The sequence below is a fragment of the Serratia sp. MF1(2023) genome (genome assembly GCF_030954545.1).
Classification (GTDB): domain Bacteria; phylum Pseudomonadota; class Gammaproteobacteria; order Enterobacterales; family Enterobacteriaceae; genus Serratia; species Serratia sarumanii.
In genome coordinates, this window is the sequence record NZ_JAVHUX010000050.1 from 45,018 (window position 1) to 60,131 (window position 15,114).

Below are 15,114 nucleotides of genomic sequence, written 5' to 3' on the forward strand. Positions count from 1 at the left end.
AGGATATTCTTAGTCTGCCTGTTTACGCAGGAAGGCTGGAATATCAAGATAGTCGGGCTCTTTATTCGGTTGCGCAGCTTGGTCGTTGACCACCTTGGCGGCAGGTTTCACTTCCTGCGGCAGAGGCGACATGCCGTGCTGCTGATAACGGTGATCCATCACCGGCTGGCTGGCCTGTTTATTGGTCACCAGGGTGATTTCAGGACGTTTGTCCATACCGATACCGGTTGCAACCACGGTAACGCGCAGTTCGTCGTTCATTTCCGGATCCAGCGAGGTACCGATAACCACGGTCGCGTTGTCGGAAGCGAACGCACGGATGGTGTTACCCACGGTTTCGAACTCATCCAGACGCAGGTCGAAGCCGGCGGTAATGTTGACCAGCACGCCGCGCGCGCCGGACAGGTCGATGTCTTCCAGCAGTGGGCTGGAGATCGCCATTTCGGCCGCTTCTTCGGCACGGTCTTCACCGCAAGCCACGCCGGAACCCATCATCGCGTAGCCCATTTCGGACATCACGGTGCGCACGTCGGCGAAGTCGACGTTCATCAGGCCCGGACGGGTGATCAGCTCGGCGATACCCTGCACCGCGCCTTTCAGCACGTCGTTGGCCGCGCCGAAGGCGTCCAGCAGAGAGATGCCGCGCCCCAGAACTTTCAGCAATTTGTCGTTCGGGATGGTGATCAGCGAGTCCACGTGTTTGGACAGCTCAGCGATACCCTGCTCCGCGAATGCCATGCGCTTCTTGCCTTCGAAGTTGAAAGGCTTGGTCACCACGGCCACGGTCAGAATACCCAAATCTTTAGCCACTTCAGCCACCACTGGCGCCGCACCGGTACCGGTACCGCCACCCATGCCGGCCGCGATGAAGACCATGTCTGCGCCGTCCAGCGCTGCGCGCAGGGCTTCGCGGTCTTCTTCCGCTGAATTGCGACCCACTTCCGGGTTCGCGCCCGCACCCAGACCTTTGGTAATACCGCTACCGATCTGGATGGTTTGGCCAACCGCCGTTTTGCGGAGCGCCTGGGCGTCCGTGTTCACAGCGAAGAATTCAACACCTTCGATGCGCTCGCGCACCATGTGTTCAACGGCGTTGCCACCGCCGCCGCCGACGCCGATGACTTTAATCACCGCGTCATTGGTTAGTTCCATTGGTTCAAACATAGTTTCTCTCCGTTTTGTGCCTGTCGCTGCGAGATCATAAAAAGATTACTCAGCATGATCTCTTTGTTGAAACATTAAAACTCTTTTCTCAGCCAGCTATTGATGCGTTTAAACCAATTGCCCACCGAGGCGCGTTTTTCTACTTCCGTCTCACCGCTCAGGTGAGACTCTTTTCCATAGTGCAGCAGACCTACCGCCGTCGAGTAGTAAGGCTCCTGCGCATAATCCGTCAGACCCGTGATGTTCAAGGGTTGGCCGATGCGTACCTGAGTGTGGAACACCCGTTGCGCACAGGCTGCCAGGCCATCAATCTGGGCGGCGCCACCGGTCAGCACGATACCTGCCGCCAGATGATGCTTCACCCCTTGCTGACGCAGTTGCTCCTGCAATTGCAAAATTTCATCGTTAACCAGATTCAACAGTTCGGTGTAGCGTGGCTCAATGACTTCAGCCAGCGTCTGTCTTTGCAGACTGCGCGGAGGACGTCCCCCGACGCTAGGCACCTCTACATTCTCATCCTTGCTAACAATCGACCCAAGCGCACAGCCGTGTCGAACTTTAATCGCTTCCGCGTCGGTCGGCGGCGTGCCGAAGGCGTAGGCGATATCGCTGGTGACCACGTTCCCGGCATAAGGGATCACTTTGGTGTGGCGCAGCGCACCGCCGGTGTACACCGCCATATCCATGGTGCCGCCGCCGATATCCACCACGCAAACGCCGAGTTCGCGTTCATCTTCGGTCAGCACCGCGTAGCTCGCGGCCAGACCGGCGAAAATAAGTTGGTCAACTTTCAGGCCGCAACGTTCCACGGCCTTGACGATGTTCTTCGCCATATCGTTATGGCAGGTAATCAGATGCACCTTGGCCTGCATACGCACGCCGGACAGCCCAACCGGGTTTTTGATGCCTTCCTGATAATCGATGGCGTATTCCTGAGGAATCACGTGCAGAATGCGGTGTTCGTCGCGCACGCGCACCGATTTGGCGGTGTGCACCACGTTCTCCACGTCGTCCTGCGTCACTTCCTCTTCCGAGATCGGCACCATGCCGATTTCGTTCTGGCAGCTGATGTGTTTGCCCGACAGCGCCAGATACACCGAGGAAATCTGGCAGTCCGCCATCAGCTCGGCCTGATCGATGGCGCGCTGTACGCACTTCACCACCGACTCCAGGTCGTTTACGCCACCCTTATCCATACCGCGAGACGGGCAGCTGCCCACCCCGATAATGTTGACCATGCCATCGGGCAGAACTTCCCCTACCAACGCGGAGACTTTTGCAGTACCGATCTCCAGTCCAACTACCAGTTTTCTGTCCGTCGACTTGATCATTGTTGTTTTGCCTGTGCCTGATTCTGTTGCTGATTACTGTTTTGCTGACCGCCAAGCGCCTGCGGATCGACCAACACCGGAGCCCACCCTACCGAAGCGCCGGACTCGTAGCGCAGATCGACATAGCTGACACGCTTGCTCTCCGCCTGGCCCTGCTGCTGCAATACCGGGTAAAGCTCGATAAACCGCTGCAAACGCCCGTTGCGATCATCGCGCCCCAGCTCAAGCCGGACATCGTTGTCCAGCGCCAGCTGCCAGGAATGGCGCGCGGTCATCGCCGCCATTTTCAGCGTATATTTGCTGGCCGCCAACGAAGCGCTCATCGCCCGATAGCCTTCCAGCACATCCTGCTCGCTCCCTTCCGGCCCGTAGAGCAGCGGCAACTTCTGTTTGCCCGCCCGCTCCGCCGGCACGCTGAACGCTTTGCCCTCGGCGTCCACCATGTGCAAATCGTTCCAGCGCGCCACCGGGACGTACTCCACCAGATGGATCTTCAGCTCATCCGGCCATTGTTTGCGCACGCTGGCCTGCTTGATCCACGGCAGACGCTCGATCTGCTGCTGGATGACGTCCACATCCTGCGTCATAAAGGTGCCGGGCGCGCCCAGCGCCAGGATCGCCTGACGAATATCATCGTTGGTGGTGTAGTGGCGTTCGCCGGTCACCACCAGCCTTGAGAGCGGCAGGCGACTGGCGTCTTTCATCCAGCCAAGCACCGCCCAACCGCTCCACACGACCGTTCCCAACACCATCAGCAGGAAAATCATTCCCGCCAACTGGGTTCCATTGCTGCGGCGCGGGCCGTTATCGACCTCGCGATCGCGCGCATTCAGGGCAGCTTGCGACATATCAGTCGGCCAACTCCAAAATTCTCGCCACCAACTGCGAGAAGCTTAATCCAAACTGGCGCGCCGCCATCGGCACCAGGCTATGACTGGTCATGCCCGGAGAGGTGTTCACCTCAAGCAGATAGAAGCTGCCATCGCTGTCTTGCATCACGTCGACGCGGCCCCAGCCGCTGCAGTCCAGGCCGCGATAGGCGCGCAGCGCCAACGCCGCCATCTCGGCTTCCTGCTCGGCGCTCAAACCGCTCGGGCAGAAGTACTGCGTGTCATCCGAAATGTACTTGGCCTGGTAGTCGTAAAACACGCCGGCCGGCTGGATGCGGATCGACGGCAGCACCTGGTCGCCCAGCATCGCTACGGTGTATTCCGGGCCGCTCAGCCACTTCTCCACCAGCACATCGTCGTCATGACGGAAGGCCTCTTCCAGCGCGGCTTCCAACGCGGCGCTCTCGGTGACCTTGCTCATGCCGACGCTGGAGCCTTCTCGGCTCGGCTTGACGATCAGCGGCAGGCCGAGATCCGCCACGCGCGCCAGCAGCGCCGCTTTTTCAGCGCCGAGATACAGCTGGCGATTCAGCGCCACGTAAGGCGCCACCGGCAAGCCCATCGACTGCCACACCATCTTGGTGCGCCATTTGTCCATGGTCAGCGCCGAGGCCATCACGCCGCTGCCGGTATAAGGCAGCTCGAGGAACTCCAGCAGCCCCTGCAGGGTGCCGTCCTCGCCGCCGCGGCCATGCAGCGCGATAAACACTTTGGTGAACCCCTGCTCTTTCAGCTGGGTCACCGGGAAATCGCGGGTATCGACGCCGTGCGCATCGATACCGGCTTCGCGCAACCCGGCCAGCACCGCGGCGCCGGATTGCAGGGAAACGTCACGTTCAGCGGAGGTGCCGCCCAGCAGAACTGCAACTTTATCAGCCATGGTGCTCCTCCTCTTTCTTCGGCGGCTGCAGCTTCAGCTCGGCCAGTTTACGGGCGATTTTGCCCACGTTGCCGGCGCCTTGCACCAGCACCAGGTCCTCATCCTGCAGCAGCTGCGCCAGGGTTTCCGGCACGGTATCGGCATCGGAAACCAGGATCGGATCCAGCTTGCCGCGGCTGCGGATGGTGCGGCACAGCGAACGGCTGTCCGCGCCCGGGATCGGCGCTTCGCCGGCGGCGTACACGTCGAGCATCAGCAGCACATCCACCTGCGACAGCACGTTGGCGAAATCGTCGTACAGATCGCGGGTGCGCGTATAACGGTGCGGCTGGAAGATCATCACCAGACGCTTGTCCGGCCAGCCGGCGCGCGCCGCTTTCAGCGTGGCGTCCACTTCGGTCGGATGGTGGCCGTAGTCGTCCACCAGCATCGCGCTGCCCGCTTTGCCGTTGACCGGCTCCAGCGGGAACTCGCCGAGGAAATCGAAGCGGCGCCCGGTGCCCTGGAAGCCCGCCAGCGCGCGCAGGATATCTTCGTCGTCGATGCCTTCTTCGGTCGCTACCGCTACCGCCGCTGCGGCGTTCAACGCATTGTGGCGGCCCGGCGCGTTCAGCGTCACCGTCAGCAACGGCTTGTCCTGACGGCTCAGGGTAAAGTGCCCCTGCGGCCCAATCTGCCGGTAGTCTTCGATGCGCACATCGGCATCTTCACTGAAGCCATAGGTGGTGATGTGGCGACCCACGCGCGGCAACAGCTCGCGCACTACCGGATCGTCGATGCACATCACCGCGCGGCCGTAGAACGGCAAGTTGTGCAAGAAATTGATAAACGTCTGCTTCAGGTTCTCGAAGTCGCCCTGGTAGGTGTCCATGTGGTCGGCTTCGATGTTGGTGACCACGGCCACCATCGGCTGCAGATGCAGGAACGACGCATCGCTCTCATCCGCTTCCGCGATCAGATAACGGCTGGACCCCAGACGCGCGTGGGTGCCCGCCGCCTTCACCAGCCCGCCGTTGACAAAGGTCGGGTCCAGGCGGGCTTCGGCGTAAATGCTCGAGACCATCGCCGTGGTGGTGGTTTTGCCGTGCGTGCCGGCGATAGCGATGCCGTGGCGAAAACGCATCAGCTCCGCCAGCATCTCTGCGCGGCGGATCACCGGGATGCGCGCTTCACGGGCGGCGACGATCTCCGGGTTGTCGGCGGAGATGGCGGTAGACACCACCACCACGCTCGCATCCAGCACGTTTTCCGGACGGTGATTGAAGTAAATCGTCGCCCCGAGCGCGCTCAACTGTTGGGTGACCGGATTCGGCGCCAGGTCGGAGCCGCTGATCTGATACCCTTCGTTTGCCAACACTTCGGCGATACCACCCATGCCGGCACCACCGATGCCGACAAAGTGAATGTGCCGGACGCGACGCATCTCGGGCACGATAGTACGTAGTTTCGCCAGTTGTTGTGTATTCATCACTCTCTCTAATCCGGATCCGGTACCCCGGCCCTACATCACATTGCTTTTATTCAGGTTCGGCGCACCGAACCCCTGCACTCGTTACTTGGCGAGCCGCACCAGCTCCGCCGCCACGCGCTCGGTGGCGTCCGGAATGGCGACCGCGCGCGCTTTCTCGGCCATGGCCAGCAGCGTCTTGCGATCCCAGCTCGCCAGCAGTTCGGCCACCACATCGGCGTTGAACTGCGGCTGTTCGATAATCTTCGCCGCGCCGGCTTCTTCCAGCGGGCGCGCGTTCCAGTACTGCTGACGATCCTTATGCATGAACGGCACGAAGATCGCCGGCAGCCCCGCCGCCGCGATTTCGCTGACGGTCAACGCGCCGGAGCGGCAGACCACCACGTCGGCCCAGGCGTAGGCGGCGGCCATGTCGTCGATGAACTCGGTCACCTTGTGCTGCGTCTGCCCTACCCTTTCGTAGTCGCGCAGCACCGTTTCCAGCGCGCCCTTGCCAACCTGATGCCAGAGCGTAATTCTATCGCCCAAACGCGCCGCGACTTCAGGAACTGTCTGATTCAGCACGCGCGCGCCCTGACTTCCGCCAATCACCAGCACGCGGATCGGGCCTTCGCGCCCCTGCAACCGCTCCGCCGGCAGCGGCAGCGCCAACACGTCGGTGCGCACCGGGTTGCCCACCACCTCGGCGTTCGGGAACGCGCCGGGGAAGGCCTGCATCACTTTGGCGGCGATGCGCGCCAGCCAGCGGTTGGTCAAGCCGGCGATGCCGTTCTGCTCGTGCAGCACCACCGGGATGCCGCACTGCCAGGCCGCCAGGCCGCCGGGGCCGGAAACGTAACCGCCCATCCCCAGCACAACATCCGGCTGATAGCTGCGCATGATGGCTTTCGCCTGGCGCACCGCCTGCCAGATCCGCAGCGGCGCAGTCAGCTGGGCCTTCAGGCCTTTGCCGCGCAGGCCGGAGATGCGGATAAAATCAATCTCGATCCCGTGCTTCGGCACCAGATCGGCTTCCATTCGGTCTGCGGTTCCGAGCCAGCGCACCTGCCAGCCCTGCGCCATCAGATGATGCGCGACCGCCAGCCCCGGGAACACGTGCCCGCCTGTACCGCCTGCCATCACCATTAAACGCTTAGGTTTCCCGCTCATCCCTTACCTCTTCACAAACGCCTGAGCCTTGGTCAGGCGCGTTTCATAATCAATTCGCAGCAACAGCACGATGGCCGTCGACATAATCAGCAAACTTGAACCGCCGTAACTGATCAGCGGCAGCGTCAGACCTTTGGTCGGCAGCATGCCCGCCGCGGCGCCGACGTTAACCAGCGCCTGGAAGCTGAACCATACGCCGATCGCGCAGGCCAGGAAGCCGGAGAAGCGTTGGTCGATCTCCAGCGCGCGGCGCCCAATGGACATCGCGCGAAAAGCGACGAAGAATACCATTAACAGGGCTAAAACCACACCGATATAGCCCAGTTCTTCACCCAAAATGGAGAAGATGAAGTCGGTGTGCGCTTCCGGCAAATACTCGAGTTTCTGCACCGAGTTGCCGAGCCCCTGCCCCCAGAACTCGCCGCGGCCAAACGCCATCAGCGACTGGGTCAGCTGGTAGCCGCTGCCGAACGGGTCGGCCCACGGGTTCCAGAACGAGGTCACGCGGCGCATACGGTACGGTTCCGCGATGATCAGCAGCACCACGGCGAACACGCCGGAGCCGATGATCGCCAGGAATTGCCACATTTTCGCGCCGGCCAGGAACAGCATCGCCAGCGTGGTGATGAACAGCACCACCACGGTACCGAGGTCCGGCTGCGCCAGCAGCAGCACCGCCAGCACCACCATCACGCCCATCGGCTTGCAGAAGCCCCAGAAGTTGCTGCGCACCTCTTCCACCTTGCGCACCAGATAGCTCGCCAGGTAGCAGAACAGCGACAGCTTGGACAGCTCCGCCGGCTGAATACGCAGCGGGCCGAGCGCGATCCAGCGCGAGGCCCCGTTTACCGAGCTCCCCACCACCAGCACGATCAGCAGCATCACGATCGACATCAGCAGCATCACGTTGCTGTAACGCTGCCAAACTTCCATCGGGATACGCAGCGTCACCAGCGACAGACCGAACGCCAAGCCGAGGTACAGCGCGTCACGTTTGGCGAACAGGAACGGATCGTCCGCCAGACGTTGGCCGATCGGCATCGACGCCGAGGTCACCATCACGAAGCCGATGAATGCCAACCCGAAGGTCAGCCACAGCAGGGTGCGATCGTACAGCACCATGTTGACCGCATCGTTGTCGCGCGCGCCGGTCACCCAGTCTTTCATCCGTTCTGTCAGCCCGAAGTTCGGCAAGCGTAGTTTCATCCGCCAAGCTCCTGCGCCAGGCGGGCGAACTCATCGCCGCGCACTTCAAAATTACGGAACTGATCGAGGCTGGCGCAGGCCGGTGACAGCAACACCATATCGCCGGGCTGTACGCGGCCGGCGATGGTGCGCATCGCCTGCTCCATGGTCTCGGTCAACGTCGCCACGTCCGGCCGCAGCTGTGCCAGCTGGGCGCCGTCGCGGCCAAAGCAGTACAGACGCACGTTGTCGCCCTGCAGATAGCGCGCCAGCGGCGAGAAATCGGCGGACTTGCCGTCACCGCCCAGCAGCAGATGCAACGTGCCGTCTACCTGCAGGCCGTTCAGCGCCGCTTCGGTGCTGCCGACGTTGGTGGCTTTGGAATCGTTGATCCAACGCACGCCGTTGTTCTCCCAGGCCAGCTGGAAGCGGTGCGCCAGGCCGGTGAAGGTGGTCAGCGCCTTCAGGCTGGACGCGCGCGGAATATTGACCGCATCCGCCAACGCCAGCGCCGCCAGGGCGTTGGTGTAATTGTGGCGGCCGGTCAGTTTCATCTCGCGCGTATTCAGCACTTTCTCACCGCGCACCCGCAGCCAGGTTTCCCCCTGCTGACGGTTCAGGTGATAGTCGCCCACGTCGGCGCCGAAGCTGACGCAGCGCTCGTCGGCGCCGCGCACCGGCATGGTCAGCGCGTCGTCGGCGTTCACCACGCACACCGCGGCGTTTTCATACACGCGCAGCTTGGCGCCGCGATACTGCTGCAGGCCGAACGGATAGCGATCCATATGATCTTCGGTCACGTTCAGGATGGTCGCCGCCGCCGCCCGCAGGCTATACGTCGTTTCCAGCTGGAAGCTGGACAACTCCAGCACGTAAAGCTGGCACTCCTGGCGCAGCAGGCTCAGCGCCGGCAGGCCGATATTGCCGCCCACGCCCACCGCCCAACCGGCGGCTTTCGCCATCTCGCCCACCAGGGTGGTGACGGTGCTTTTGCCGTTGGAGCCGGTGATCGCCACGATCGGCGCCTGCGCTTCACGGCAGAACAGTTCGACGTCGCCGACGATTTCCACGCCGGCGTCCGCCGCGGCGCTCAATGCCGGGGTCGCCAGCGCGACGCCCGGGCTGGCGACGATCAGATCCGCCGCCAACAGCCAATCCTGATTCAGATCGCCCAGATGGCGCTCCACGCTTTCAGGCAGTTTGTCCAACCCTGGCGGCGCGATACGGGTATCCATCACGCGCGGCGTTACGCCGCGCGCCATGAAGAAATCGACACAGGACAGGCCGGTGAGGCCCAATCCGATGATGACGACTTTTCTACCCTGATAGTCTGCCATGATTAACGCACCTTCAGCGTTGCCAGGCCAATCAGCACCAGCATCAGCGAAATGATCCAGAAGCGCACGATAACGCGCGGTTCCGGCCAGCCTTTCAATTCATAGTGGTGGTGAATCGGCGCCATGCGGAAAATGCGTTGCCCGCGCAGCTTGAACGATCCCACCTGCAGGATCACCGACAGCGTCTCTACCACGAACACGCCGCCCATGATCACCAACAAGAACTCCTGGCGCAGCAGCACCGCGATGGTGCCCAGCGCGCCACCCAGCGCCAACGACCCGACGTCACCCATAAACACCTGGGCCGGGTAGGTGTTGAACCACAGGAACCCGAGGCCGGCGCCGACGATGGCGGTACACACGATCACCAGCTCACCGGCATGACGCAGATACGGAATATGCAGGTAGTTGGCGAAGTTCATGTTACCGGTCGCCCAGGCCACCAGCGCAAAGCCGGCCGCCACGAATACCGTCGGCATGATCGCCAAGCCGTCCAGGCCATCGGTCAGGTTGACCGCGTTGCTGGTGCCGACGATGACGAAATAGGCCAGCAGGATATACAGCAGGCCCAGCTGCGGCATCACGTCCTTAAAGAACGGCACAACCAGCTCGGTGGCTGGCGTGTCTTTTCCTACGGCGTACATGGCGAATGCGACAATCAGCGCAATCACCGACTGCCAGAAATACTTCCAGCGGGCGATCAGCCCTTTGGTGTCCTTACGCACCACCTTGCGGTAGTCGTCGACGAAACCGACGATGCCGTACCCCACCAGCACGAACAGCACGCACCAGACATACGGGTTGGACGGGTAAGCCCACATCAGCACCGAAATGGTGATGGAGGTCAGGATCATGATGCCGCCCATGGTCGGCGTGCCGCGCTTGCTGAAGTGCGACTCGGGGCCGTCGTTGCGCACCACCTGGCCGAAGGACATTTCTTGCAGGCGCTTGATCACCCGCGGACCCATCCACAGCGACAGGAACAGCGCGGTCAGCAGGCTGACAATGGCTCGGAACGTCAGATAAGAAAAGACGTTGAAGCCTGAGTAATACTTGACCAAATGCTCGGCCAGCCAAACTAACATGGTGCTTTCTCCTGTAACGCGCGTACTACCTGCTCCATTGCGGCACTACGTGAACCTTTGATTAACACGGTAATGACCGCATGTTCCGACAGTAATTCCGCCACGCGCGCGATCACTGCTGTCTTGTCCTGATAATGTTCGCCGTTGCCGGAGGCTTCGCTCAGCACGCGGCTCAAACCGCCGACGCTGATCACTTTGTCGACCCCGGCCAGACGGGCGGCTTCGCCCACCTGACGGTGACACTCTTCCGCTTCCGCACCCAGCTCGGCCATATCGCCGACCACCATCACGCGGTAGCCCGGCATCTCTGCCAGCACCTGCGCCGCCGCGGTCATCGACCCGACGTTGGCGTTATAGCTGTCGTCCAGCAGCAGCTTGCCTTCGGCCAGCGCCACCGGGAACAGACGCCCCGGCACCGCCTGCAGCTGTTTCAGCCCCTGACGCACCGCTTCGAGGGTGGCGCCCACCGACATCGCCAGCGCCGTCGCCGCCAGCGCATTGGCCACGTTGTGGCGCCCCGGCAGCGGCAGCGCGATCTCGGCGGTGCCGAACGGGCTGTGCAGCGTGAACTGCGTGCCCGCGCCGTTTACCCGCACGTCGTCCGCGAAGAAGTCCACGCCTGCGGCGGCCTGCGGCGAGAAGCACCAGACGGTTTTGCCGCCCAGCATGTTCTGCCAGTGCGGCCAGTCGTTGTTATCGGCGTTGATGATCGCCACGCCGTCGGCCGGCAGGCCGGTAAAGATTTCACCTTTCGCCTGGGCGACGCCGGCCAGCGAGCCAAAGCCTTCCAGGTGAGCCGCCGCCAGGTTGTTCACCAAAGCGGTCTGCGGCCGCGTCAATGCGGTGGTGTAAGCAATTTCGCCAATGTGGTTAGCGCCCAGCTCAATCACGGCAAAATCATGCTGCGGTTCCAGACGCAGCAACGTCAGCGGCACGCCGATGTCGTTATTGAAGTTGCCGGCGGTATACAGCACTTCGCCGCATTCGCGCAGAATGGCGGCGGTCATTTCTTTCACCGATGTCTTGCCCGAGGAGCCGGTCAGCGCCACCACGCGCGCCGGCACCTGCTGACGCACCCAGGCGCCAAGCTGCCCCAGCGCCAGACGGGTGTCTTGCACCACCAGCTGCGACACGTCCACCAATAAGCGCTTACTGACCAGCAGCGCCCCGGCGCCTGCGGCTACGGCATCCGCCGCGAAGTCGTGAGCGTCGAAACGCTCGCCTTTCAGCGCCACAAACAGGCAACCGGCGGTCACCTTGCGGGTGTCTGTCGTCACCTCGACAATTTGGCAATCGGCGCCAATCAGCTCAGCGCTCAATACCTCAGCCAGTGTCTGAAGAGAGACAGGGATCATGCCAGCACCCCCAGCAGTCGGGCGACCGTCGTGCGGTCGGAGTAATCCAGGCGGCGGTTGCCTACCAATTGGTAATCTTCGTGGCCTTTGCCCGCCACCAACACCACATCCTGTTCCTGCGCCTGCATGATGGCGCTGGTTACCGCTTCGGCGCGGCCGTGGATCACCAGCGCCTGCCCGGCGTCCAGCAATCCGGTCAGGATGTCGTTGATAATCGCGCGCGGCTCTTCGGTACGCGGGTTGTCATCGGTGATCACCACGCGATCGGCGAACTGTTCGGCGATGCCGCCCATCAGCGGACGCTTGCCCTTGTCGCGATCGCCGCCGCAGCCGAACACGCACCACAGCTGCCCCTGGCAGTGCAGGCGCGCGGCTTCCAGCGCTTTCTCCAGCGCATCCGGCGTGTGGGCGTAATCCACCACTACCGTCGGTTTGCCCGGCGCGTTAAACACTTCCATGCGGCCGCAGACCGGCTGCAGACGGCTGCCGGTTTCCACCAGCGCCTCCAGCGGATAGCCCAGCGACAGCAGCGTCGCCAAGGCCAACAGCAGGTTGCTGACGTTGAACGCGCCCATCAGGCGGCTTTCGATCTCGCCGTCGCCCCAGCTGGAGCTGAAGCGAACGGTGGCGCCGTTGTCGTGATAGTCGACCGCCGTGGTTTTCAGCCAGCGGCCGTGGCCGCCCGGCTGCAGGTTGCCCTGCATCGTCACCGCCACCGCATCCGGCAGCTTGCTCAGCCAGCGCTGACCGACTTCATCGTCGGCGTTGATGATCGCCTGCCCCACGCTGTGGGCGGCGAACAGCGACCATTTGGCCGCCTCGTAATTGGCCATATCACCGTGGTAATCCAGGTGATCGCGGCTCAGGTTGGTGAAGACCGCCGCGGCGAACGGCAGCGCCGCCACCCGGTGTTGCACCAGACCGTGCGAAGAAACTTCCATGGCGGCGAAGGTCGCGCCCTGTTCCGCCAGCTCGTTTAATACGTGTTGAACATCCACCGCAGAACCGGTGGTATTCTCGGTCGGGCACACCTGGCCCAGCAGGCCGTTGCCGACGGTGCCCATCACCGCGCTGGTTTCGCCCAGCAGTTGGCTCCACTGCGCCAGCAGCTGCGTAGTGGTGGTTTTGCCGTTGGTGCCGGTCACGCCGACCAGACGCAGACGCTCGCCCGGCTGGTGGTAAAAACGCCCGGCCAGCGCGGAAAGGCGCTGGTTCAGTTGGCTCAGGTAGATCACCGGCACGCCGTGCATTTCAACGATGGCGCCGTCTTCGGCCTGACCGTCAGCTTCGGCGATCACGGCGGCGACGCCCTGCGCGATGGCCTGCGGAATATAGCGGCGTCCATCCGTTTGATGGCCGACAACGGCGACAAACAGATCCCCGGCAGCCGCCACACGGCTGTCTAATGTCATTTCCCGCAGCGCGCGCCCGGGTGCCGTCGGCACCCACGGGGCGAGTAAGTCGCGCAAATTACGATCTGCCACCTGAACCCTCTTTCTTGTTAATCACTAATTCGCTTTTGTCACCGGTAGGCAACGCGTCAGGCTCGACGTTCATGGTGCGCAATACGCCACCCATGATGGCGCCGAACACCGGCGCGGAGATTGCGCCACCATAGTATTTCCCACCCTGCGGGTCGTTGATGACGACCACCAGGGCAAAACGGGGGTTACTTGCCGGCGCGACGCCGGCGGTATAAGCGATGTATCGGTTGACGTATTTGCCGTCCGGGCCCACTTTTTTCGCGGTACCGGTTTTGATGGCGATACGGTATCCCTTGATGGCGGCTTTCACGCCGCCGCCGCCCGGCAAGGCCACGCTTTCCATCATGTGCACCACGGTGCGCACCAGAGGTTCAGGGAAAACGCGCTCGCCGGCGACCGGAGGGTCAACCTTGGTGATCGACAATGGGCGATACACGCCCAGGCTGCCGATCGTTGCATAGACTCGCGCCAACTGTAACGGAGTTACCATCAGCCCGTAGCCGAAAGAGAAGGTGGCCCTCTCTATGTCAGACCACCGTTGTTTTTTTGGGTATATGCCACTGCTTTCTCCGACCAGCCCCAAATTGGTCGCTTTTCCCAGCCCAAAACGAGAGTAAGTATCTACTAACGCTGAGGACGGCATCGCTAACGCCAGCTTTGAAACACCGACGTTACTCGACTTCTGCAAGATCCCGGTCAATGACAGCTCCGAGTATCGCGCCACGTCTTTGATCTCGTGGCCCTGAATGCGGTACGGGATGGTGTTCAGCACGCTGTTTTCTCTCACCACGCCGTTTTGCAGCGCGGTCATCACCACCATCGGCTTCACGGTTGAACCGGGTTCAAAAATATCGGTGATAGCACGGTTACGCATGGTCTCTTTCGGCGTACCGGCCATGTTGTTCGGGTTGTAAGACGGGCTGTTGGCCATCGCCAGCACTTCGCCGGTGTTCACGTCGATCAGCACCGCAGTGCCCGACTCGGCCTTGTTGAACGCCACCGCGTTGTTCAGCTCGCGATACACCAGCGCCTGCAGGCGTTCATCGACGCTCAGCACCAGGTTGTGCGCCGCCTGGCTGTCGACGGAGGAAATATCTTCGATCACCCGGCCGAAGCGGTCCTTACGCACCGTTCTCTCGCCCGGTTGCCCGGTCAGCCAGCGGTCGAAGCTCTTCTCGACGCCTTCGATGCCTTGCCCGTCGATATTGGTCACGCCGATGATATGCGACGTCACCTGCCCCGCCGGATAGTAACGGCGCGACTCCTGCCGCAGGTAGATCCCCGGCAGCTTGAGTTTGTGGATGTAGTCGCCGATCGCCGGGTTCACCTGGCGCGCCAGATAAACGAAGCGCCCTTTCGGGTTAGCGTTGATGCGGTTTGAGAGTTGATCCAGCGGGATGTTCAGCGCATCGGAAAGCGCTTTCCAACGGCTGTCCAGCGTGATGCCGCCGCGCTCGTTCAGCTCTTTCGGATCCGCCCACACCGCATTGACCGGCACGCTGACCGCCAACGGCCGGCCGGCGCGATCGCTGATCATGCCGCGCGCGGTCGGCACTTCCTGCACGCGTAGCGAACGCATGTCGCCTTCTTTCACCAGACGATCGGGGTTGATGACCTGCAGGTACGCGACGCGCAGCATCAGGCCAACCATCGCCAGCAAAATGCAGCCGCACAGCAACGCAAAACGCCAGCTGACAAAGCTGGCCTGATCTTCCTGGCGTCTCAACTTACCGGGGCGCGCTGCTTTCATGCGTTTCCTTTCTACTCCGTGTCATTATTCCGGTTA

At 62.2% G+C, this 15,114-nt stretch carries 12 protein-coding genes; all 12 read right to left on the bottom strand.

All coding sequences use genetic code 11. The features are described from left to right. Positions 1–9: 9 nt before the first annotated feature. Positions 10–1,164 carry a cell division protein FtsZ gene (gene ftsZ, locus REA38_RS23970; protein ID WP_004932757.1) on the bottom strand — a complete coding sequence of 385 codons (1,155 nt, stop codon included), beginning with the start codon at positions 1,162–1,164 and terminating at the stop codon, positions 10–12. A gap of 74 nt (positions 1,165–1,238) precedes the next feature. Beyond that, entirely contained in the window at positions 1,239–2,495 is a 1,257-nt protein-coding gene (gene ftsA / locus REA38_RS23975; RefSeq protein ID WP_004932758.1) for a cell division protein FtsA, read from the bottom strand. Beyond that, the gene (gene ftsQ / locus REA38_RS23980; protein ID WP_033637108.1) at positions 2,492–3,343 is read right to left on the bottom strand and encodes a cell division protein FtsQ; all 852 of its coding nucleotides are present in this window, start codon (positions 3,341–3,343) and stop codon (positions 2,492–2,494) included. The genes ftsA and ftsQ overlap by 4 nt, the downstream gene beginning before the upstream one ends. 1 nt (position 3,344) lies before the next feature. Then, positions 3,345–4,265, bottom strand: coding sequence for a D-alanine--D-alanine ligase (locus REA38_RS23985; protein ID WP_033641257.1), 921 nt, complete (start codon positions 4,263–4,265; stop codon positions 3,345–3,347). Beyond that, entirely contained in the window at positions 4,258–5,733 is a 1,476-nt protein-coding gene (gene murC / locus REA38_RS23990) for a UDP-N-acetylmuramate--L-alanine ligase (protein WP_025301571.1), read from the bottom strand. Before murC ends, REA38_RS23985 begins: the two co-directional genes overlap by 8 nt. 84 nt (positions 5,734–5,817) lie before the next feature. Further along, on the bottom strand, positions 5,818–6,882 hold the full coding sequence (gene murG / locus REA38_RS23995) for an undecaprenyldiphospho-muramoylpentapeptide beta-N-acetylglucosaminyltransferase (protein WP_004932773.1): 1,065 nt from the start codon (positions 6,880–6,882) through the stop codon (positions 5,818–5,820). A gap of 3 nt (positions 6,883–6,885) precedes the next feature. After that, complete coding sequence (ftsW, locus tag REA38_RS24000) at positions 6,886–8,088, bottom strand: cell division protein FtsW (protein ID WP_047569331.1); 1,203 nt, start codon at positions 8,086–8,088, stop codon at positions 6,886–6,888. Next, the gene (murD, locus tag REA38_RS24005; RefSeq protein WP_126171337.1) at positions 8,085–9,404 is read right to left on the bottom strand and encodes a UDP-N-acetylmuramoyl-L-alanine--D-glutamate ligase; all 1,320 of its coding nucleotides are present in this window, start codon (positions 9,402–9,404) and stop codon (positions 8,085–8,087) included. The genes ftsW and murD overlap by 4 nt, the downstream gene beginning before the upstream one ends. A 2-nt stretch (positions 9,405–9,406) precedes the next feature. Next, complete coding sequence (gene mraY / locus REA38_RS24010; RefSeq protein ID WP_004932782.1) at positions 9,407–10,489, bottom strand: phospho-N-acetylmuramoyl-pentapeptide-transferase; 1,083 nt, start codon at positions 10,487–10,489, stop codon at positions 9,407–9,409. After that, positions 10,483–11,844: a UDP-N-acetylmuramoyl-tripeptide--D-alanyl-D-alanine ligase gene (gene murF, locus REA38_RS24015; protein WP_308886757.1), complete on the bottom strand. Its 1,362-nt coding sequence runs from the start codon at positions 11,842–11,844 to the stop codon at positions 10,483–10,485. Before murF ends, mraY begins: the two co-directional genes overlap by 7 nt. Continuing rightward, positions 11,841–13,328 carry a UDP-N-acetylmuramoyl-L-alanyl-D-glutamate--2,6-diaminopimelate ligase gene (murE, locus tag REA38_RS24020; RefSeq protein ID WP_033652911.1) on the bottom strand — a complete coding sequence of 496 codons (1,488 nt, stop codon included), beginning with the start codon at positions 13,326–13,328 and terminating at the stop codon, positions 11,841–11,843. The genes murF and murE overlap by 4 nt, the downstream gene beginning before the upstream one ends. Beyond that, positions 13,315–15,078, bottom strand: coding sequence for a peptidoglycan glycosyltransferase FtsI (locus REA38_RS24025; RefSeq protein WP_004932790.1), 1,764 nt, complete (start codon positions 15,076–15,078; stop codon positions 13,315–13,317). The genes murE and REA38_RS24025 overlap by 14 nt, the downstream gene beginning before the upstream one ends. Positions 15,079–15,114: the final 36 nt, after the last annotated feature.

Bases quoted from the DNA above. Each gene is read 5' to 3' on its own strand.
- murF (WP_308886757.1), bottom strand. From the start codon at position 11,844: ATGATCCCTGTCTCTCTTCAGACACTGGCTGAGGTATTGAGCGCTGAG.
- ftsZ (WP_004932757.1), bottom strand. From the start codon at position 1,164: ATGTTTGAACCAATGGAACTAACCAATGACGCGGTGATTAAAGTCATC.
- murD (WP_126171337.1), bottom strand. From the start codon at position 9,404: ATGGCAGACTATCAGGGTAGAAAAGTCGTCATCATCGGATTGGGCCTC.
- murC (WP_025301571.1), bottom strand. From the start codon at position 5,733: ATGAATACACAACAACTGGCGAAACTACGTACTATCGTGCCCGAGATG.
- ftsW (WP_047569331.1), bottom strand. From the start codon at position 8,088: ATGAAACTACGCTTGCCGAACTTCGGGCTGACAGAACGGATGAAAGAC.
- murG (WP_004932773.1), bottom strand. From the start codon at position 6,882: ATGAGCGGGAAACCTAAGCGTTTAATGGTGATGGCAGGCGGTACAGGC.
- ftsQ (WP_033637108.1), bottom strand. From the start codon at position 3,343: ATGTCGCAAGCTGCCCTGAATGCGCGCGATCGCGAGGTCGATAACGGC.
- ftsA (WP_004932758.1), bottom strand. From the start codon at position 2,495: ATGATCAAGTCGACGGACAGAAAACTGGTAGTTGGACTGGAGATCGGT.
- mraY (WP_004932782.1), bottom strand. From the start codon at position 10,489: ATGTTAGTTTGGCTGGCCGAGCATTTGGTCAAGTATTACTCAGGCTTC.
- REA38_RS24025 (WP_004932790.1), bottom strand. From the start codon at position 15,078: ATGAAAGCAGCGCGCCCCGGTAAGTTGAGACGCCAGGAAGATCAGGCC.
- REA38_RS23985 (WP_033641257.1), bottom strand. From the start codon at position 4,265: ATGGCTGATAAAGTTGCAGTTCTGCTGGGCGGCACCTCCGCTGAACGT.